We start from the raw sequence: 20,168 nt of genomic DNA on the forward strand, positions 1-20,168 counted from the left end.
CTGTTTTTACAGTCCTTTTTTATATCAAAAAGCGTGAGGTTTATTTTCCTTTACGCTCTTTTTCCAACAAGTAATCTACCACTTGAGTTACTTTTCCATCTTCACCTTGCACCACATACTTACCAGCTACCACAACCGCTGGCACACCTGTCAATTGATACTGTTGCGCCAATTTGTTTGACTCAGCCACTTTTGCAGTGATTGGGAAAGAGTTAAACATGCTGTTAAATTTCTGCTCAGGTACACCATAACGCGCAAAGAATTTTGCTTGTGATGCTTGGTCAAAAATTTGCTGACCACCTTCATGAATGGCATGGAATAATGGAATATGGGTTTTCTTACGTACACCAAGTGCTTCAGAAACATAGTAGCCACGAGCGCCTTGTTCCCATACTTTATTCATCGCTGCTGGGGTACGAAGGAAATATACATCACTCGGTGCTTTCTTTAACCACGTCTGCATGTGTGGTTCAAGTTTAAAGCAGTGTGGACATCCGTACCAAAAAAATTCACGTACTTCAATTTTTCCTGCTGGTGCTGCTGTTTTACCTGGATTGGCAACAACCGTATAGTCTTTACCAGCAACAAAATCTGCAGCCATTGCATTTGCAGAAAATGCCATTACAGCTGCTGTTAAACCACTTAATACTAAATTTTTCATTGACTTTGCTTTTCCTCTAAGCATTTTTCGTAAGTTTATATGCTAAATATAAAACAAACACGAGCAATTCGTTTTGCTTGTGTGAAGTTTTTTATTGGATTTATCGCTTTTTTTTCAAGAAGCGCTACACTACCAACAGATTAAACCGAAATAATCATCCTAATACAGAGGTAAGTCATGTCGCAATTGAATGTTGACCCACAAGAAATCGCAAAATTTGAAGCATTGGCTGCCAAATGGTGGGATCAACATTCTGAGTTCCGACCTCTACATCAGATCAATCCCTTACGTCTAAATTGGATTGATGAACGTGTCGGTGGCTTGGCTGGAAAAAAAGTGCTCGATGTCGGCTGTGGCGGCGGTATTTTGGCGGAAAGCATGGCACGTCGAGGTGCTGATGTTTTGGGTATTGATATGGGTGAAGCACCGCTTGCGGTGGGTCGTTTGCATGCTCAACAAGACAATGTACAAAATATTGAATATCGTCAGATTCCAGTTGAACAACTCGCTCAAGAGCAAGCTGGTCAATACGATGTCGTGACCTGTATGGAAATGATGGAACACGTACCAGATCCTGCATCTATTGTTAAAGCATGCCAAAGCTTGGTTAAACCAGGTGGTCATGTGTTCTTCTCAACCATTAACCGCAATCCAAAATCTTATTTATTTGCGATTATTGGTGCTGAGTACGTATTGCGATTATTACCCAAAGGTACGCACGATTATCATAAATTCATTCGCCCATCAGAAATGGCACATGACATTCGTAATGCCGGTCTGACACTAAAAGAAATGACGGGATTACATTACAACCCAATCACTAAATATTACTGGTTAGCACCAAATGTTGATGTGAATTATATGGTTCATACCATGAATACGGGTGCCTAATGAAAGCGGTATTATTTGATCTTGATGGAACGTTGATTGACACTGCGGCGGATTTTATTCGTATCATTCAACAAATGTGCCGCGATGAACAACGTCCAGTTGTAGATGCTGAAACCATTCGTACTCAAGTATCTGAAGGCGCACGCGCCATGGTGAAGCTGGTTTATCCTGAACTAGAAGTCACTGATCCAATTTTTCTCGCCCATCGTCAGCGTTTTTTAGATCTATACGGTGACAATATTGTAGTAGATACCGACCTATTTTTAGGCATGTATCCTTTGCTCGAAGCGCTTGAGGCCAAACAAATTCCGTGGGGCATTGTCACCAATAAACCACGTGGTTTAAGTGAATCATTATTGGCTGAATTAAATCTGACTCAGCGCTGTGCAGTTTTGGTATGCCCTGAAGATGTCACGCATACCAAACCTGATCCAGAACCCATGTATTTAGCAGCTCAAAAGCTCGGGATTGATGCTAAAGATATTATTTATGTGGGTGATCATCCGCGTGATATTGATGCGGGTCGAAATGCATCGATGTATACCATTTTAGCGGCTTACGGCTATTTACCTGTTGAATCACGTAATGATCTTGATGCATGGCAAGCGGATTCGATTATTTATACCATCCCTGAATTACATCAACTGCTTAAACAGAAAATCACTGTATTGTCAGAAAATCAGGGTATGATGAATTAAACATTGAAGATAACTATAGGAGGCATAACAATGAAATACTCAGAATATCAACCTCGCCCAGATCTACTCAAAGATCGCATTATTCTCATCACTGGCGCAGGTGATGGAATTGGTCGAGCTGCCGCTCTTAGTTATGCTCTTCATGGTGCAACTGTTGTTTTACATGGTCGTACACTGAATAAGCTGGAAGTTATTTATGATGAGATTGAGGGCTTAGGTGCGCCTCAACCTGCCATTTTGCCACTACAGCTTTCAACTGCTTCTAGCCATGACTATGAGCTTTTGGTCAGCACTTTAGAGCAACAATTTGGTCGCTTAGATGGTATTTTGCATAATGCTGGCATGCTCGGTGATCGTGTTGAATTAGCGCATTATCCTGTCGATGTCTGGGATGATGTTTTAGCAGTGAATTTACGCGCACCCTTTGCATTAACACAAGCGTTACTACCCTTACTTGAAAAATCAGAACATGCTTCTGTGGTGTTTACCAGTTCAAGTGTCGGTCGTGAAGCACGCGCGCTTTGGGGAGCATATTCGGTATCTAAAGTGGCAACTGAAGCCATGAGTAAGATTTTTGCTGCTGAAAATAGCTACCCAAATATTCGTTTCAATTGCATTAATCCAGGAGGTACTCGCACAGCGATGCGCGCAAAAGCTTATCCTGATGAAGACCCTAAAACATTACCTACTGCCGATAGCATCATGCCCGCTTATCTGTACCTGATGGGTGATGATAGCTTAGATATGAATGGTCAAAGTATTGATGCACAAAGTTAATTCATTGATTATAATAATTTTAAACAATATTAAGCACTAACCTTAAATCTGTTGATGCATAGAAATTGCTCGAAAATCTTCATCTTTTTAATGGAAGAATGAATTGATCTTCACAGTTTCTCTGCATTTTTAAGGTACAGTTTTCACATGAGAGACATCCGAAGTCCATTAAGGTGCATCATGAAAAATTTTTTCATTATCTTGGTTTTAGGTTCAACCACCCTGTTCACGAGTATGGGTAGTTTCGCAGGTCCACACTTCGACCATGAGGAAAATCCTCGTGGTGGTTGGCAAGGTCGTAACGTTGATCGTCCAAATGATGAAAATCGTATGCGTGAACGTCGCATGCGTGAAGAACGTGGTGTAGAGCGTCTAAAACAACATCGTTGGCAAGCAGGTTATGTGATGCCGCAGCATTATCGCGGAAATGGCTATAAGGTTGATTATAAAGACAATAATCTACCTCGACCTGGACGCAACGAGCAATGGTATAAAATTAATAATGACTATATCTTGGTGAACTCTGATGATAATAGCATTGTTAAAATTATGGGTTTTTAAGCCATTTTGAAGCAATAACGCCATATACTTGAATTGTTGTTCTAGGAATTGATTTATCTTTTCATTTTTTTCGATAGAATCAAACCAATGATGTAAATTCGAGATCCACATGGCGAACCAAATTTCTGAAACTTTACAAAGTACAGCGCAAGATTATGTACATTGGTTTCGCCACTCTGCACCGTATATCAACGCACACCGCCATAAAACTTTTGTATTGATGTTTGGCGGTGAAGCCGTTCAGCATGAAAATTTCCAACATATTATTCATGATATTGCCTTACTGCATTCATTAGGCATCCGATTAATTTTGGTTCATGGCGCACGTCCTCAAATTAATCAAAATTTATCTGAACGAGGCATTGAGACACCATTTCACCAAAGCCGTCGCATTACCACACGCGAGTCTTTACGTGGTGTGATGAATGCTGTCGGTTCAATACGTCTAGAAATTGAAGCTTTACTGTCGATGGGATTAGCAAATTCACCCATGTATGGTGCACGTATCGATGTGGTTTCAGGCAATTTTGTCACCGCCAAACCTTATGGAATCCGTGACGGCGTTGATTTTCAATTAACAGGTGAAGTACGTTCTATAGATACGGATGCGATCCAACGCCACTTAGATAATCATAATATTGTGCTACTGGGACCCACAGGCTATTCAACCACAGGCGAGGTTTTTAATTTACTTGCCGAAGAAGTCGCAACCAAAACAGCGACTGCGTTAAAAGCTGATAAGTTGATTTTCTTGGGCGAAAAGCAAGGTTTACTGAATGAAAAAACACAATTGTTACGAGAGTTAAGCTCGTACCAACTCGAGCCGTATATTCAACAATATCAAACTCAGTATCCAGAATTCGCTTTGCATCTCAAACAAGCACAACAGGCGTCTTTATCTGGTGTACATCGTGTGCATCTGATTTCCTATGCCTATGATGGTGCATTGATTGAAGAACTATTCACACGTGATGGTATTGGTACCATGATCACGGATGCGCATTATGAAGAAGTACGAATTGCCAATATTCATGATGTCGGCGGTCTAATAAACCTACTACGTCCACTTGAGCAGGAAGGTATTTTGGTCTATCGCTCACGTGAATTGCTGGAAAGTGAAATTGAACAATTTGCGGTGATTGAACGAGATGGGATGATTTTAGCTTGCGCAGCACTTTATCCAATTCCGGTTGGATCAGGTGAAATTCATTCAGCCGAAATTGCATGTGTGGCCGTAGATGCAAGCTATCGGAAGTCTAATCGTGGTAGCCAAATTTTACAGTTTTTAGAAAGCAAAGCTAAACAACAAGGCATTCAACAGTTATTCGTACTCACCACCCGAACGGCGCATTGGTTCTTAGAGCATGGCTTTGTTCCTGCAAGTGTGGATGATTTACCGAATGCACGCCAAGCCTTGTATAACTATCAACGCAATTCTTTGGTATTTAAAAAGGCTTTAATTTAGTAATACTACGATGCATAGATATCGTTATTTCTGATAATGATATCTATGTAAGCTCATCTTTTCTGCTTATATAACTTTTAAAAAAAACACTGTTTTAATTATTATTATTTGAAAACCATATAAAATCATAAACTTAACATTTATTAAGCCAGCACCCATTATTCCCCCCATAGATATGATTATGCATTTTTCTGTTTTGCAGTTTTCTTCATAAGCAAAGCCCGATTATTTATTTTTTCCGCAATAAAAAAAAGTTTTAGCTTAGTCGCTCATCTTATTTAAATCGTTTGATTTGTCGGGGAGCACAACCAACATGGCTATTTCTATCAATCGTTCATGGGCAACATACACCATTATTGCAGCAAGTCTGGCGAGTTTAATGGGCGTTGCAGGTTGTACAAAAAAACCTGAACAACAACAGACCTCATCCACAAAACAAGAAACCACAACTTTAAATATTGGCTTCCAGAAGTACGGCATCTTGCCAATCGTGAAAGCAAAAGGTGAATTAGAAAAAAATCTAGCAGCTCAAGGTGTGAATCTAAAATGGGTCGAGTTTCCAGCAGGACCACAATTATTGGAGGGATTGAATGTTGGAAGCGTAGTTTTTGGTGAAGCAGGTGAAGCACCACCCATTTTTGCGCAGGCAGCGAATCCTAATTTGGTTTATGTAGCCAATCAACCCGCTGCACCAACCGCGGAAGCCTTGATTGTGCAAAAAGACTCTCCGATTCAATCCATTCAAGACCTGAAAGGCAAACGTGTCGCCCTGAATAAAGGCTCGAATGTTCACTATCTATTACTCAAACTTTTGGAAGCAAATAATCTTACTTTAAATGATATTCAACCGATTTATCTTCCCCCATCAGATGCCCGTGCTGCTTTTGAAAAAGGAGCAGTCGATGCTTGGGTAATTTGGGACCCGTTTTTCGCCGCAGCAGAACATCAAATCCAAGCACGTGTGATTGCAAATGGTGAGCACTTGGTGAGTAACCATCAATTCTATTTGGCTGATCGGAAGTTTGCTGAAACGCATCCTGAAGTACTGAATACTTTGGTTAATACTCTAAACCAAACCACAGATTGGGTTAAAACGCATCCTGATGACGCTGCAAAACTATTAGAAAAACCAACAGCACTTGAATTCGATATTTTGAAAACGTCAATCTCACGTATGGGCTTTGGTGTTCAACCGATCTCTGAAAAAGTCGCTAAAGAACAACAATATGTTGCCGATGCCTTCTTTGCTCAGAAACTCATTCCGAAGCAACTTGTGATTCAAGATGCAGTCCTTAAAAATCATGTGAAATAAAAGCAGCTAGACAATGCATCTACAACCGCATTGAATAGCTCATCAAAAAAATATAAGGAATCCATAATGCACTATGCTCAATCGAACAAGAACAGCTGGTTTAAACCTTTAAAATATCTGTTGGTGATGACGAGCTTGAGTACAGCATTTAGCAGCTCAGTTTGGGCAATTGATCCTAGCGTGAAAGAACTACGCATTGGTTTTCAAAAAAGTTCGATTAACTTTGCAATCGCCAAGCAGCAAAAGTTATTTGAGCAAGAATTTCCAAACGCCAAAATTAGCTGGAATGAATTTCCAGCAGGACCACAAATTTTGGAGGCTCTAGCGATAGGCTCTTTGGATATTGGGGTAACAGGTGATACACCACCCGTCTATGCACAGGCAGCAGGCAAACCTTTATATTACTTTGCTTATGAGGCAGCGAAGCCACTTTCCTCAGCGATTCTAGTACCGAAGAATTCAACGCTCAAGCAACTGAAAGATTTGAAAGGCAAACGGATTGCTCTACAAAAAGGCTCAAGCTCACATTATTTACTGGTGCAGGCTGTTCGTAAGGCTGGATTGAAATGGAGCGATATTACGCCAATTTGGTTAACACCTGCTGACGCACGAGCTGCCTTTCAAAAAGGGGCAGTAGATGCTTGGGCCATTTGGGATCCTTACTATGCTTCAGCCCAATTGGAAGATCAAGCTCGGATACTCACAACAGGTAAGGGTTTGAGCCCAAATTATACTTTTTACCTCGCTGCACCGAGCTTCTTACAACAACATCCAAAAGCAACATTAGATTTAATTAAGCAAATCAATCTCGCAGATAAATGGGTGCAATCACATCAGATCGAAACGGCAAAGAACATTGGACAGAGTACAGGTTTAAATACTTCCACCAGTGAACTCTTTATTCAACGTCGCCCTCGCCCTTCTACTGCGGCTCCACTCAACAGTAAAGTGATCGCCGAGCAACAACAATTGGCAGACATTTTCACCCAGCAAGGTCTTATTCCCAAATCAATCAATATCAAACAGGCAGTTTGGCCCGCTCAATAATATATAGGAACATCGACATGAATATTTTTTGGTTTATCCCCACTCACGGTGACAGTCGCTATTTAGGCACCAGTAAGGGTGCACGTCAGGTCGATCATGCTTATATGAAACAGATTGCTGTGGCTGTAGATAATCTTGGATATGCAGGTGTGTTGATTCCAACTGGACGCTCTTGTGAAGATCCTTGGATTACCGCCGCGAGTTTAATTGATGCCACCAAGCATCTTAAATTTCTCGTGGCGCTCCGTCCTGGGATTACCACTCCTGCACTCGCTGCTCGCATGGCAGCCACGTTCGATCGTCTCTCTAATGGCCGTATTTTACTGAACCTTGTTACTGGCGGTGATGAACAAGAACTGAAAAGTGATGGTCTGTATGAAGATCACAGTACCCGTTATAAAACTGCATCAGAATACGTAAAAATATGGCGTGAAATTCTCACTCGATCACATACAGGCAAGTCGTTTACTTTTCATGGTGAGCGCTTGAGCGTTGATGATGCTAAATTACTTTATCCACCCATACAGCAACCTTATCCTCCGTTGTGGTTTGGTGGCTCTTCAGCAGATGCAACTGAACTTGCAGCAGAACAAGTGGATACTTACTTAACATGGGGCGAACCTCCTGCTGCAGTAAAAGAAAAAATCGAACACTTAAAAGCAAAAGCAGCAGCCAAAGGCCGTACCCTCAATTATGGAATTCGTTTACATGTCATCGTTCGTGAAACTGATGCACAAGCTTGGGCAGCGGCAGATGAGCTGATTCAATATTTAGATGATGACACTATTGCCGCAGCTCAGAAAAAGTTTGCACAAATGGATTCTGTCGGTCAGCAACGCATGGCAGCTCTACACGGCGGGCGTAAAGACCAACTTGAAGTCTCACCCAACTTATGGGCAGGTATTGGTTTAGTCCGTGGCGGCGCAGGTACAGCCTTAGTCGGTGATCCTGAAACAGTTGCGGCACGTATTCAAGAGTATGCCGATTTAGGCATTGATACTTTTATCTTCTCAGGTTATCCGCATTTAGAAGAGTCGATTCGTTTTGCCGAATTGGTATTTCCATTATTACCACTCAAAACAAGAGAAAAATTGGCACAACCACATTTAACAGGACCTTTTGGTGAAATCATTGCCAATAACTATGTTCCAGATGTGAAAGAGCCAAAAACCTTGACTAAGGAGACAGCATGAGTGCAAAGCTGCTTTTAGATCATGTTTCACGTGGAACATTAGGTATTGGTAAAGGTCTACTCCCTTGGTTATTTCCAATTTTACTGGTGCTTATTTGGCAAATCGCATCGAGTAGTGGTTTATTGCAAAGTCGGATTTTACCTGCACCAACCGCTGTGGTCAGTGCTTTTTGGCACTTACTAATCAGTGGTGAACTTTGGCATCATGTCAAAGTCAGCGCAGGCCGTGCTTTACTCGGTTTGTTGATTGGCGGTGGTTTAGGACTGATTTTAGGGCTATTGAATGGTTCTTCGCGTATCGCATCCACGCTACTGGATACCACCTTACAAATGGTGCGCAACCTCCCTGCACTAGCACTAATTCCCCTGGTGATTCTATGGTTTGGTATTGATGAAACCGCCAAACTTTTTTTAGTCGCCGTCGGTGTATTTTTCCCTATTTATATCAATACCTATCATGGCATCCGTTCGGTTGACCCTCAATTGATCGAAATGGGTAAAAGTTATGGGCTTAACCGATGGCAGCTCTATAAAGAAATCATTTTACCGGGAGCGATGCCATCGATTTTGGTGGGCTTACGTTTTTCTTTGGGTTTAGTTTGGGTGCTTTTAATTGTTGCCGAAACCATTTCAGCTCAAGCAGGCATTGGCTATATGACCATGAACGCACGTGAGTTTTTACAGACAGATATCGTTTTGGTTGGCATTTTGCTCTATGCCCTGCTTGGAAAACTCGCGGATGTACTGGCTCAAGCCCTAGAGCGTTATTTATTGCGCTGGCATGCAGGCTATCAAAAGTAAAAGGGAGAAATCAAAATGAGTAACTTAAATTTAAACTTTTATGAAGATCATCGGCTTCAACCTGTCACAGAAGCAGAAACAACTGCAACCCCAGTGAATGGTGCAACGATTCTGATTGAACAACTCTATAAATTTTATGGTGATGTGAAAGTCTTAGAAGATTTAGACTTGAATATTCAGGCAGGTGAATTTGTTGCCATAGTAGGACAGAGTGGTTGTGGTAAAAGTACCTTACTTCGATTAATTGCCCAACTAGAAAAAGCCAGTTACGGCGAAATTAAATTCCAATCTGTTCGTCATTTCCGTGAAGGCATTACCAGTGATGATATTCGTGTGATGTTTCAAGACCCACGTTTATTACCTTGGAAAAATATATTACAAAATGCACAATTAGGTTTATCAAAAGATAAATATCAACTAGCAGAAACACTATTAGAAAAAGTGGGATTAAAAGAAAAGGCAAACCAGTGGCCGACTCAACTTTCAGGTGGTCAGCGTCAAAGAGCGGCTTTAGCGCGTGCTTTATCACATTCGCCAAGAATTTTATTGCTCGATGAACCATTAGGGGCTTTGGATGCACTAACACGCTTAGAAATGCAAACGCTGATTGAACGTCTTTGGAAAGAACAAGGTTTTACCGCAATCTTGGTAACGCATGATGTGAGTGAAGCCGTACAGTTGGCTGATCGCATCATTTTGCTTGACCAAGGGCATATTGCGCAGAGCTTTCAAGTGAATTTACCCCGACCTCGTAAGAAAAGTATTGCTTTTTCACAATTAGAACAACAAGTTCTCGATGCGGTTTTGGCAACTTAAACCGCATCTGCCCTCACAATCCGCACCATAAAAAAGCAAAAATGATTTTTTGATCTACGAGAATAGAGCGAATTATTAACAAAATATGTAAATGTATTTTTAGATTTCAAGAATTATCAAACACATCGCAACAATTCATCTTGGAACTGTGTTTTTTTCGACAAAAAAACGTTGCCATTGTGCACAAATCCGACAAATTATCTTACAATGTCAATGACATTTTTTGAATCAAGCTCGCAGATGGAACAGAAAAAAAGTACACAAAAGCGCAATCAACTGCTGAATGCTGCCCTAGATGTTTTTTCCGTCTATGGGTTTAGCGGTGCCAGTTTGGACGAGATTGCACAGCTTGCTAATATGCATAAGTCTAATATTTTCTATTATTATGAAAATAAAGAGTCCCTTTATGTTGAAGTGCTTACAACCGTTTTACAGAAATGGTTAGCACCGTTGCAAAATTTAGAATCTGAACTTGAACCTACCGAAGCAATTACCAATTATCTAACTCAAAAGCTTGAAAGCTCGCGTGATCAGCCAAAGGCTTCGCGTTTGTTTGCATTGGAAATTATTCAGGGCGCACCGCATATTTTGCCGATCTTAAAAGGGCCTTTGAAGAAGTTATTTAAACGCAAAACTAAAGTCATTCAAACGTGGCAAGAACAAGGAAAATTATCTCAAGACATTGATCCTGAATTACTCATTATTAATATTTGGGCGATTACACAAAACTATGCTGATTTTTCAACACAAATGGAAATGGTCACAGGTAAAACTTTGCGTAACCGTAGTATGTACCAACGTACTATCGAGCACACCGTTCACTTGATGCTATATGGTGTGATTCCACGTTAAATTTTTCTTTCATTAAAAGCCTTAATTTTAACGATTGAAATACACTAAAAAGCGACGTTGTGAGTCGCTTTTTTTATTCAGGGCGTAATGAAAAAATACTTATGTGCGCTAAATACAAGAGTGGCTTAAAGTATTTCGTGTAAGGTGTATTATGTTAATTGTAGGAAAACTAATTAAAAGCCTTTAAGTATTTTATTAGCTCATCTTTCCCTTGTTTTTGTGCCCTCTCAAATGCTGTTTCTTTATATTTATTTTTATGCTTCATATCTATTCCATATTCAGCTAAAAACTGTAATCCGTATAAATTATTATAATCTACAAAAACATGTGGCATTTGAAAAACTGGATCTTTACCTAATGGATCACAACCTAAGTCTATCAATAATTTATAAATTTCAGAATTCTGATTAAGTCCAGCAATCGCTAATCCTTTTTGCGTTATTATCTTTATAAAATAGTCTTTATAGTGATTATAAAAATAAAATACTATTTCATCACAATATCTAAATGCCAATTCAAGTGGTGTGTATACAAATGATTTTTTATTAGGGTCTGCCCCGAGTTCTAGTAGTTTCTTAGCTAAATCAGTATTATTTTTCTGAATACTTAATCCTAACGGAGTTCCTACTCCTTTAAGATTCCTATTTAATTCACTTTTACTAACTTTTTGGGAGAGTAATAAATCTATTTCATCTACTAAATCAAGATAGCAAGCATATACAAGTGTTTTCTTTATTTTTTCTTGTTGAAGGCTTTCTTCTAATTGAATTTTTCTTTCTTGACTAGATGGAGTCACATCATAGGTTTGATATAAGATCAATTCCATTGCATCGTCCCAAAATAATTCAGGATTGTAGTCAGTATGATGGATTATTTTTTTATCAATCGAAGAATAACTATAAATTCCATTATCTAACTCAGCACTATTCATAAGATCATGTATCTCTAGGAAAATATCATTAGAATTTTCTAGATGTTTGAATTCTTTATTATCTATTTCATAAACAACCGCATACCTTAAATGATCCGTTTTATTCATCACAAAGAAAAAAGCTGAGCTAATCTTTAGGCTATCTACTTTTCTTAAAATTGTATCTATTGTTAGATTCATGGGCTGAACTAAATATCATAAATTTTAAATTAGTATAAAAGAAAATTTATCAAATATTGAGATCATTTAACATTATAAGTACCACGACAATAAACCAATAAAATTATTAACTATCAACAACTTAAAAAGATAAAAATTTACCCATAGATACTACTGTATTAAACCTTTACATTTAAAAATGCGCCTGATACAGCGCCAATAATTTTTGTGCACCGAGCAACAGATTTTCTTCCCAATCTAAATGAGCCGTATCATTGGCACCATCAGTAATATATTTGACTGAAATCAAACGTACTCCGAGCTTTTGGCACACTTTGGCCAAAGCATAGGCCTCCATATCCACCAAATTACAGCTCACTTTTGGCAAACCTGTTTCAAAAGAATCACCCGTACCACAGATCCCTTTAGGCAAAAGCTCAAAATGGGCTTGGGTATAAATCTCCGCAGGAATCTCATCATCCATCGGTGTCACGCCTACGGCGAAACCGAGTGGCGATACATCCATATCGCGTTGTACGAAAGTGACCACCTCAACCAGACTGTGCGCGTCGAAATGTGAACTACCTGCACTGCCTAGATTGATCAGCGTTTTACAGCCTGTCTTTTGAATCACCTCAAATGCCTTGAATGCTGCATTAATTTTGCCGATGCCACTGTAATGAACGTCAATGCCTGCTTGTTCAAACAACCCTTTGGATTCATTAGGCAAAGCCATAATCAGAGCAACATCAGCATTCATAAAAAAGACTCGTTCAAATCAAAATAGAGACACAAAAAAGGTGTGCTTCAGCACACCACGATATTATTGCATCTTCTGCTGTAAGGCGACCAAACAGGGAGAGAAAAATAATTGACCACTATATGCTCCTGCCAGTGTTTTCTTCATTACCAATGCCCACAAGCCAACCAACAACAGACTTAAAACCACAGCCGCGTACTGTAAGAAATCGATATGTAATTGATGCGCCAAGTTAAAGATCGCCAAGATAAACACACCGAAGGGGAAAGTCAGTCCCCACCAACCTAAGTTAAATGGAATGCCAGTACGCATATGCCGCAGTGTGGTCAAAATCGCAATCCCAAACCACCATAAACCAAAACCTAATAGCACCAAACTTGCCACAATACCCAAGGCTGGAAGTAATGTCGCTAAGCCTTCGAAATCCATCGCCTGCATAATGCGTGGGGCTTGTTCACCCAATAATAATAACGCCAACGCACCTGTACCAATCGGGCCTAGACACAACCAGCTTGAAATCGCGACTTCTTTCTCTGGTAATTGATGCAAGGCAAGGCGTAGCATCAAAATGGTTAAGATTGCAAAAGCAGGTAATACTGAAATACCCCACAACACATAGCCTGTGATCAAAATGGTTAACGCATGCTGATCTGCTGCTAAATGCTGTAATAGCAGCCCCGCAGAGCTAGCAGCGACTTCACACGCTACGATCGGGAGTAACCATACCGCAGTCATCCGTTTTAATTGATGATCTTGGCAGCTAAACATACAAAAAGGCACTACCCACGCAATCAGGACTGCAAGAACAACATCGATATACCAAAGATAAGTCGCAATCTGAACAGCTATATCACCATATAAATGGGTACCGAAACTGAGAAAACCATTGGCAATCGTGGCTAAGCCCATTGGTATTGCGCCCAAAAACAGACTCATATTTGGATGGCTAAAAATCTGTTTTGCTTCAGTTGGAAATAGAATCCAGCGTAAGCCATAAAGAATAGTGAATGTGCTAAATAACAGAATATTCAACTGCCATAATTTAGTCGCAAGCATAAATAACAGAGATGAAGCAAAAGGTAGCTGTGCTAAAATCATCGCCACTACACCCGTACCCATAGTTGCAGTAAACCAGTTTGGGGTAAAATGGCGAATCACATCGGTGCTCTGTTCTAGCTGATAAAACGGCTTTTTCATCTCTTTCTCAATATCAAGCGACTATGTAGTTATTTTAATTCAATCCATAAATAAGAAAAATTGATTTATTTTTATTTAATGAATAAATTTTATTGATAATAAAACTTTAAATATTGAAATTTCCCTGTGTAAAAACACAACAACAAGACGAAACGCTGAGAATATGGCAATATATAGCCTTTGCAAAATTCGCTGAATTTAACGCCCATGAAGTTGCTTCGTCTCAACGCATTATCGCCAGATTTTCAGTTACCACCAACTGCGGTAACGATTGGCAATTTTGATGGTGTCCATCTTGGTCATCAAGCGATGATTAGCCAGCTCAAAACATTGGCAGATGCCAAAGGCTTAAAAACATTAGTGATGATTTTCGAGCCACAACCGCTTGAATTTTTTAAAGGTTATGATGCTCCACCACGTATTAGCTCGCTTAGAGAAAAAGTAGAATATTTAACAGAGCTCGGTGTAGATTACATTGCTGTCGCAAGGTTTGATCAATATTTTAGAAGTTTAAATGCCACCGAATTTGCTGACTTACTCAAATTAAAACTCAATGCACAAAGTTTAGTACTGGGTGATGACTTCCATTTTGGTAAAGACCGCCAAGGCAATAGTGAATTCTTGCGTGATTACGGCTTTGATGTCACTAATTTAAATACCGTGGCTTTAAATGATGAACGCGTCAGTTCAACCCGTATTCGTCAGGTTCTACAAGAAGGTGATCTGGCATTAGCGGCAAAATTATTGGGTCGCCCTTATAGCATTACAGGGCGAGTGCAATATGGCGATCAAATTGGACGTACCCTAGATTTTCCAACCATCAATGTTCGTTTAAACCGTCATAAACCGTGTTTAAACGGAATTTATGCAGTGGATGTCGTCTGTGAAAATGCCTCACTCACAGCAAAAGCAAAACACACTGATCCTGCTTTAAACGGGATTGCAGGCTATCAAGCCGACAGTTTATTTGGCGCAGGTCATGTCGGAACACGTCCAGCCATCAAACAAGAACATCCAGAGTGGCGATTAGAAGTACATTTTCCTGATGTTTCTGCTAATCTGTATGGCTTATTGATGCGGGTAACTTTCCTTCACTATCTACATGGTGAACTGAATTACCCTTCGCTTGAAGCACTCAAAGCTGGAATCGATGATGATGTGCAAAAATTACGAGACTATCGTGAACGCACACCTGAATTTCCTTTTTAAATTTAAATTTCATTTGTAATACATGTCAGTTTAGACTGATAAAACTGGAAGAAAACTTGCATGAGCGATAAGCAAACTCCTGAAAATGCAGTGGATTATAAAGCCACACTCAATTTGCCTGATACTGAATTTGCCATGAAAGCAAATTTGGCTGTGCGTGAAGCCAAATGGTTAGAAGAGTGGTATGCCGACAACATTTATCAGCAGATTCGCACATCGCGTATTGGTAAGAAAAAATATGTTCTTCATGACGGCCCTCCTTATGCCAATGGTCAAATCCATTTAGGTCATGCAGTCAATAAAGTCTTAAAAGATATCATTATTAAAAGCCGTATCATGGATGGCTTCGATGCGCCTTATGTACCAGGTTGGGATTGCCACGGTCTACCAATCGAACTTAAAGTTGAAGAAAAAGTCGGTAAAGTGGGTGTCAAAGTCGATGCATCAACTTTCCGTAAAGCGTGTCGTGAATATGCATTGACGCAAGTCGAATTACAGAAAAAAGACTTTGTGCGTATGGGCGTATTTGGTGACTGGGATAATCCATACCTCACCATGAACTTCAAGCAAGAAGCGGATATTGTTCGTTCGCTTGGTGCGATTGCCAAAGCCGGTCATATCGAACCGGGCTTAAAACCTGTGAACTGGTGTTTGGATTGTGGTTCTGCGCTCGCAGAAGCAGAAGTTGAATACGAAGATAAAAAATCAGATGCGATTGATGTTGGCTTTACGGTTGTTGATCTTAAAGATTTAAGTGCACGTTTAAATATCGACGTGCAAGATGTAACAGACATCGTGATTTGGACAACAACGCCTTGGACACTTCCTGCGAACCAAGCCGTTGCTGTACATGCCGACATTGATTATCAACTTGTTCAAGTTACAACTGACCACTCCTTGCAAAACTTTATTCTTGCCAAAGATTTAGTTGAATCAGCAATCGAACGTTATAAGCTCGAAAATCCAGTCATACTGGCTGATTTTAAAGGTGCTGTGATTGAAAACCTATTATTGCAACATCCTTTAATTACTGATCGTCAAGTCCCAGTGATTGTCGGTGAGCACGTGATTGCAACCAGTGGTACGGGTGCAGTACATACTGCGCCTGGACACGGTGTGGACGACTATAAAGTTGGCTTACAGTACAATCTAAAAGTCGATAATCCAGTCGGTGGCAATGGTGTGTATTTACCGACTGCACCGATTTTTGCGGGCGAGCACATTTATAAAGCCAATCCAAAAATTATCGAAGCATTAGGTGCTGTGGGTCGTTTATGGGCACATCAACCGATTAAACATAGCTACCCACATTGCTGGCGTCATAAAACCCCAATTATCTTCCGTGCGACACCACAGTGGTTCATCAGCATGGATGCCCAAGGTTTGCGTCAAACTGCACTAAATGCGATTGAAAATGACATCGAATTTGTGCCAGATTGGGGTAAAAATCGTATTCAATCGATGATCGAAGGTCGTCCTGACTGGTGTATCTCACGTCAACGTACTTGGGGCGTACCAATCCCATTCTTTGTACACAAAGATACTAATGCCTTACACCCGCGTACGCCTGAATTGATCGAAGAAGTGGCTCAGCTGATCGAACAGGAAGGGATTGACGGTTGGTACAATCGCGAAGCAAGTGAATTTATTGGTGCTGATGCTGAACAATACAATGCCGTACGCGATACGCTAGACGTTTGGTTTGACTCTGGTACTACACATTACGCAGTATTGCGTGAACGTAAAGAATTACAAGATCCTGCTGATCTATATCTAGAAGGTTCAGATCAGCATCGTGGTTGGTTCCAATCGTCATTGTTAACTTCAATTGCGATTAATCAACGTGCGCCATATAAAGGCTTACTCACTCACGGTTTCGTGGTGGATGAGAAAGGTCGTAAAATGTCTAAGTCATTAGGCAACATCATCACCCCACAAGACATTATCAAAGATATGGGTGCTGATGGTTTACGTTTCTGGATTGCATCTGCTGACTATCGCTATGAAATGACCGCAGGTAAAGAAATCTTTAGCCGCGCATCAGATGGTTATCGTCGTATTCGTAATACCTTACGTTTCTTGTTGGCAAACTTGAATGGCTTCAAACCATCAACTGATGCTCTACCTGTAAATGAGTTGATTGCATTGGATCAATACATCTTACAACGTGCTGCTGATGTACAAAAAACCATTCAGCAAGCCTATGAAGAGATGAATTTCCACATTGTGACCAACGCATTGACCAATTTCTGTATCAATGATTTAGGTGGCTTCTATCTCGACATCATCAAAGATCGTCAGTACACCACTAAAGCAGATTCACAAGCACGTCGTTCTGCACAAACTGCGCTATATCATATCGTGCAAGCTTTTGTTCGTTGGATGTCACCAATCTTGAGCTTCACCGCACAAGAAGCTTGGCCACTGATTCCTGAGCAAACAGGTAAATATGTGTTCACGGCTGAATGGTATGATATTCCAACTGCATCAACAGCAAACTTACTGTCTGAAGCAGATTGGCAAACATTGATTAGCGTAAAATCAGCAGTAAATAAACAGATTGAAGCCGCACGTAACGCTAAACTCATCGGCAGTAACTTATCTGCAAAAGTCGAACTTTGGGCAGATGAAGCATTACAAAAACTGTTAAACCAATTGGCTGATGAATTACGTTTCGTGTTAATCACATCTCAAGTCATCGTTCACCCATATGCTGAACAAGGTGAAAGCACTGATCTTTCAGGATTACGTGTGAAAATTTCAGCTGCAGATGGTGAGAAATGTGTACGTTGTTGGCATGTATTGCCAGATGTGAATACACACGTTGGTCATGCTGGTTTATGCGCTCGTTGTATCGTCAATGTCACTGGTAGTGGCGAAGTGAGAAAGTATGCCTAATACACAAGCAAAAAAGGGCTTGTTCCAATTTTACCCGCACAACTTACTTTGGCTTGGACTTTCAGTTCTTGCCATTGTGTTGGATCAATGGACCAAATGGATTGCAAGCTCGCATTTAAACTATGCAGACCCTGTACCTGTATTGCCTTTTTTAAATTGGACTCTACTTCATAATTATGGTGCAGCATTTAGCTTTTTATCTGATGCTGGTGGTTGGCAACGTTACTTTTTCACCTCATTGGCTGGCTTCGTTTCAATCATTTTCGTATTTTGGTTGATGCGGATGCCAAAGACACTGGTTATTCTACCAATGGCGATTGCGCTGATCTTAGGTGGTGCTATAGGGAATTTAATTGATCGTGTCAGCTTGGGCTATGTGGTCGATTTTATCCATTTTTACTATCAAAATAGTCACTTCCCTGCTTTTAACCTTGCAGATAGTGCGATTACATTGGGTACAATTTTGCTGCTAATCGATACTTTCTTCCTTGAGAAGAAACGCAGCCAAAACGCGGATGCATAAGATGACTGAAATTATTCAACCAAACGAAGAAATTCGCATTCAAGATGGCTCAAAAGTCGCATTACATTTTTCAGTATCCATCGAAAATGGTGTTGAAATCGACAATACTCGTGGGCGTGATGAGCCTGTCACTTTAGTGATCGGTGATGGTAATTTACTTCCTCACTTCGAAAAAGCACTTTTTGGCTTACGCGCTGGCGATCGTCGTACCGTTCACTTGCCACCTGAAGATGCATTTGGTCCTTGGAATCCTGAAAATATCCAAACTTTTGATACTGTAAAATTTGAACAACGTCCGATTGTTGGGCATATGATTGAATTCGAAGATAAAGCCAAAGCAACCTTGTTTGGCATCGTAAAATCAGTCAATGAAGACATCACTGAAATCGACTTTAATCATCCATTGGCCGGTAAAAATATTACCTTTGAAGTGGAAATCTTTAAAGTCACCCCTGCAGGTCAGCAAGGTATCAAATTGATGTAACATAAAAGCTCTCAAATGAGAGCTTTTTTTTACGCTAAAGAAAAGTATAAGATCAATTAAAAGCATTCATTTTTAAAAATCAAAGCAATAACGCATAGGAATTCAAACATGCTGATTTATATTATTGTTGGTAGTGTTCGGGAAGGTCGCACAGCGATCAAAGTCGCCAATTGGGTACAGCAAGCGACAACTGAACTCGCATTAAAAGATATTCAAACAGAAATCGTTGATCTTAAGGAATGGGACTTACCACTATTTGCAGGTTCTCACCCACCTGCGACAGGCATCTATGATCAGCCGAAACAACAGCAATGGGCAGATAAAATTGCGCAAGCACAAGGATTTATATTTATTAGCCCTGAATACAACCATGGCTATAGCCCAGCGCTCAAAAATGCATTGGATTATGTAGGTAAAGAATGGCAAGGCAAACCTGTAGCTTTTATCGGCTATGGTTCAACCAATGGCTCACGTTCAATCAGTCAAATTCGCCAAGTGACCTCTAGTTTAGGGCTTGTTGATCCGAATGCCGTTATTGAAATTCGCGACATCTTTAAACGTAATAAAGACGAGGACTTTGATGCCAATGAATTTGAAGTTAAAGGATTAACAGCGCTGATTAGCAAACTACAGAAATATAATATCGCCTAATTGTAGGTCTAAGCGTACATTGATCAGGGAGATTGACGTCTGTTCCATTTCCGAGTTGACCGCTAATATATCAATTATAGAAAGACATGAAGTCTCATTGAGAATAATAAAACACACAGGACGTGGTCGTTAATAGGATATCAACGACATAAACTGAATATGAAGAAGCACCGTCAGGATGATGGGGCTTCTTTTTTTATATCTAAAAAACATTTCAAGTTATAAACTTTTTAATAGACAGTAATATCTACGCTTTAAGCTATTTATACAAGCTCAAGTGCTG

20 protein-coding genes are annotated in these 20,168 nt (G+C 40.2%); 16 read left to right on the top strand and 4 right to left on the bottom strand.

Going from position 1 to position 20,168, the window contains the following annotated elements:
* Nucleotides 1-40: 40 nt before the first annotated feature.
* Entirely contained in the window at nucleotides 41-661 is a 621-nt protein-coding gene (locus NGC85_RS16580) for a thiol:disulfide interchange protein DsbA/DsbL (protein WP_005060563.1), read from the bottom strand.
* Between the two features lie 177 nt (nucleotides 662-838).
* Between NGC85_RS16580 and ubiG the strand changes: the two genes are divergently transcribed.
* The 11 genes from ubiG (at nucleotide 839) to NGC85_RS16635 (ending at nucleotide 11,073) form a co-directional block, all read left to right on the top strand.
* Nucleotides 839-1,552 carry a bifunctional 2-polyprenyl-6-hydroxyphenol methylase/3-demethylubiquinol 3-O-methyltransferase UbiG gene (gene ubiG / locus NGC85_RS16585; protein WP_254804398.1) on the top strand — a complete coding sequence of 238 codons (714 nt, stop codon included), beginning with the start codon at nucleotides 839-841 and terminating at the stop codon, nucleotides 1,550-1,552.
* Nucleotides 1,552-2,250, top strand: coding sequence for an HAD family hydrolase (locus NGC85_RS16590; RefSeq protein WP_254804399.1), 699 nt, complete (start codon nucleotides 1,552-1,554; stop codon nucleotides 2,248-2,250). The genes ubiG and NGC85_RS16590 overlap by 1 nt, the downstream gene beginning before the upstream one ends.
* 30 nt (nucleotides 2,251-2,280) lie before the next feature.
* Nucleotides 2,281-3,027, top strand: a complete 747-nt coding sequence (locus tag NGC85_RS16595) for a YciK family oxidoreductase (protein ID WP_005055446.1) — start codon at nucleotides 2,281-2,283, stop codon at nucleotides 3,025-3,027.
* Nucleotides 3,028-3,207: 180 nt separating this feature from the next.
* On the top strand, nucleotides 3,208-3,588 hold the full coding sequence (locus NGC85_RS16600; protein ID WP_254804400.1) for an RcnB family protein: 381 nt from the start codon (nucleotides 3,208-3,210) through the stop codon (nucleotides 3,586-3,588).
* A 109-nt stretch (nucleotides 3,589-3,697) separates the two neighbouring features.
* Entirely contained in the window at nucleotides 3,698-5,053 is a 1,356-nt protein-coding gene (argA, locus tag NGC85_RS16605) for an amino-acid N-acetyltransferase (RefSeq protein WP_254804401.1), read from the top strand.
* A 313-nt stretch (nucleotides 5,054-5,366) separates the two neighbouring features.
* Complete coding sequence (locus NGC85_RS16610) at nucleotides 5,367-6,365, top strand: sulfonate ABC transporter substrate-binding protein (protein ID WP_254804402.1); 999 nt, start codon at nucleotides 5,367-5,369, stop codon at nucleotides 6,363-6,365.
* Nucleotides 6,366-6,431: 66 nt separating this feature from the next.
* Entirely contained in the window at nucleotides 6,432-7,412 is a 981-nt protein-coding gene (locus NGC85_RS16615) for a sulfonate ABC transporter substrate-binding protein (protein ID WP_254804403.1), read from the top strand.
* A 17-nt stretch (nucleotides 7,413-7,429) separates the two neighbouring features.
* Nucleotides 7,430-8,605 (top strand): FMNH2-dependent alkanesulfonate monooxygenase, encoded by a 1,176-nt coding sequence (gene ssuD / locus NGC85_RS16620; RefSeq protein WP_254804404.1) that lies wholly within the window; start codon nucleotides 7,430-7,432, stop codon nucleotides 8,603-8,605.
* Nucleotides 8,602-9,405 (top strand): aliphatic sulfonate ABC transporter permease SsuC, encoded by an 804-nt coding sequence (ssuC, locus tag NGC85_RS16625; RefSeq protein ID WP_254804405.1) that lies wholly within the window; start codon nucleotides 8,602-8,604, stop codon nucleotides 9,403-9,405. The genes ssuD and ssuC overlap by 4 nt, the downstream gene beginning before the upstream one ends.
* 15 nt (nucleotides 9,406-9,420) lie before the next feature.
* Nucleotides 9,421-10,221, top strand: coding sequence for an ABC transporter ATP-binding protein (locus tag NGC85_RS16630; protein WP_254804406.1), 801 nt, complete (start codon nucleotides 9,421-9,423; stop codon nucleotides 10,219-10,221).
* A 240-nt stretch (nucleotides 10,222-10,461) separates the two neighbouring features.
* Nucleotides 10,462-11,073 (top strand): TetR/AcrR family transcriptional regulator, encoded by a 612-nt coding sequence (locus NGC85_RS16635; protein ID WP_005055432.1) that lies wholly within the window; start codon nucleotides 10,462-10,464, stop codon nucleotides 11,071-11,073.
* Nucleotides 11,074-11,242: 169 nt separating this feature from the next.
* Here NGC85_RS16635 and NGC85_RS16640 read toward each other — a convergent pair whose 3' ends face one another.
* From NGC85_RS16640 to NGC85_RS16650, 3 genes are all read right to left on the bottom strand, one after another.
* The gene (locus NGC85_RS16640) at nucleotides 11,243-12,184 is read right to left on the bottom strand and encodes an ankyrin repeat domain-containing protein (protein WP_254804407.1); all 942 of its coding nucleotides are present in this window, start codon (nucleotides 12,182-12,184) and stop codon (nucleotides 11,243-11,245) included.
* 172 nt (nucleotides 12,185-12,356) lie between these two features.
* Nucleotides 12,357-12,923, bottom strand: a complete 567-nt coding sequence (locus NGC85_RS16645; RefSeq protein ID WP_254804408.1) for a 5'-nucleosidase — start codon at nucleotides 12,921-12,923, stop codon at nucleotides 12,357-12,359.
* Between the two features lie 63 nt (nucleotides 12,924-12,986).
* Nucleotides 12,987-14,120 carry a TDT family transporter gene (locus NGC85_RS16650; protein ID WP_254804409.1) on the bottom strand — a complete coding sequence of 378 codons (1,134 nt, stop codon included), beginning with the start codon at nucleotides 14,118-14,120 and terminating at the stop codon, nucleotides 12,987-12,989.
* 207 nt (nucleotides 14,121-14,327) lie between these two features.
* On the opposite strand from NGC85_RS16650, the gene ribF reads away from it, so the two are divergent.
* The 5 genes from ribF to NGC85_RS16675 all read left to right on the top strand — a co-directional run bounded on the left by ribF (nucleotide 14,328) and on the right by NGC85_RS16675 (nucleotide 19,885).
* Nucleotides 14,328-15,329, top strand: a complete 1,002-nt coding sequence (ribF, locus tag NGC85_RS16655; RefSeq protein ID WP_254804410.1) for a riboflavin biosynthesis protein RibF — start codon at nucleotides 14,328-14,330, stop codon at nucleotides 15,327-15,329.
* Nucleotides 15,330-15,389: 60 nt separating this feature from the next.
* On the top strand, nucleotides 15,390-18,227 hold the full coding sequence (ileS, locus tag NGC85_RS16660) for an isoleucine--tRNA ligase (protein ID WP_254804411.1): 2,838 nt from the start codon (nucleotides 15,390-15,392) through the stop codon (nucleotides 18,225-18,227).
* Nucleotides 18,220-18,750 (top strand): signal peptidase II, encoded by a 531-nt coding sequence (gene lspA, locus NGC85_RS16665; protein ID WP_005060527.1) that lies wholly within the window; start codon nucleotides 18,220-18,222, stop codon nucleotides 18,748-18,750. Before ileS ends, lspA begins: the two co-directional genes overlap by 8 nt.
* A 1-nt stretch (nucleotide 18,751) precedes the next feature.
* Nucleotides 18,752-19,234, top strand: coding sequence for a peptidylprolyl isomerase (locus NGC85_RS16670; RefSeq protein WP_005060524.1), 483 nt, complete (start codon nucleotides 18,752-18,754; stop codon nucleotides 19,232-19,234).
* A 108-nt stretch (nucleotides 19,235-19,342) separates the two neighbouring features.
* Nucleotides 19,343-19,885 carry an NADPH-dependent FMN reductase gene (locus NGC85_RS16675; protein WP_254804412.1) on the top strand — a complete coding sequence of 181 codons (543 nt, stop codon included), beginning with the start codon at nucleotides 19,343-19,345 and terminating at the stop codon, nucleotides 19,883-19,885.
* Nucleotides 19,886-20,168: the final 283 nt, after the last annotated feature.

Origin of the sequence: Acinetobacter sp. Z1, assembly GCF_024296945.1 — a bacterium.
In the GTDB taxonomy this organism is placed as follows: domain Bacteria; phylum Pseudomonadota; class Gammaproteobacteria; order Pseudomonadales; family Moraxellaceae; genus Acinetobacter; species Acinetobacter beijerinckii.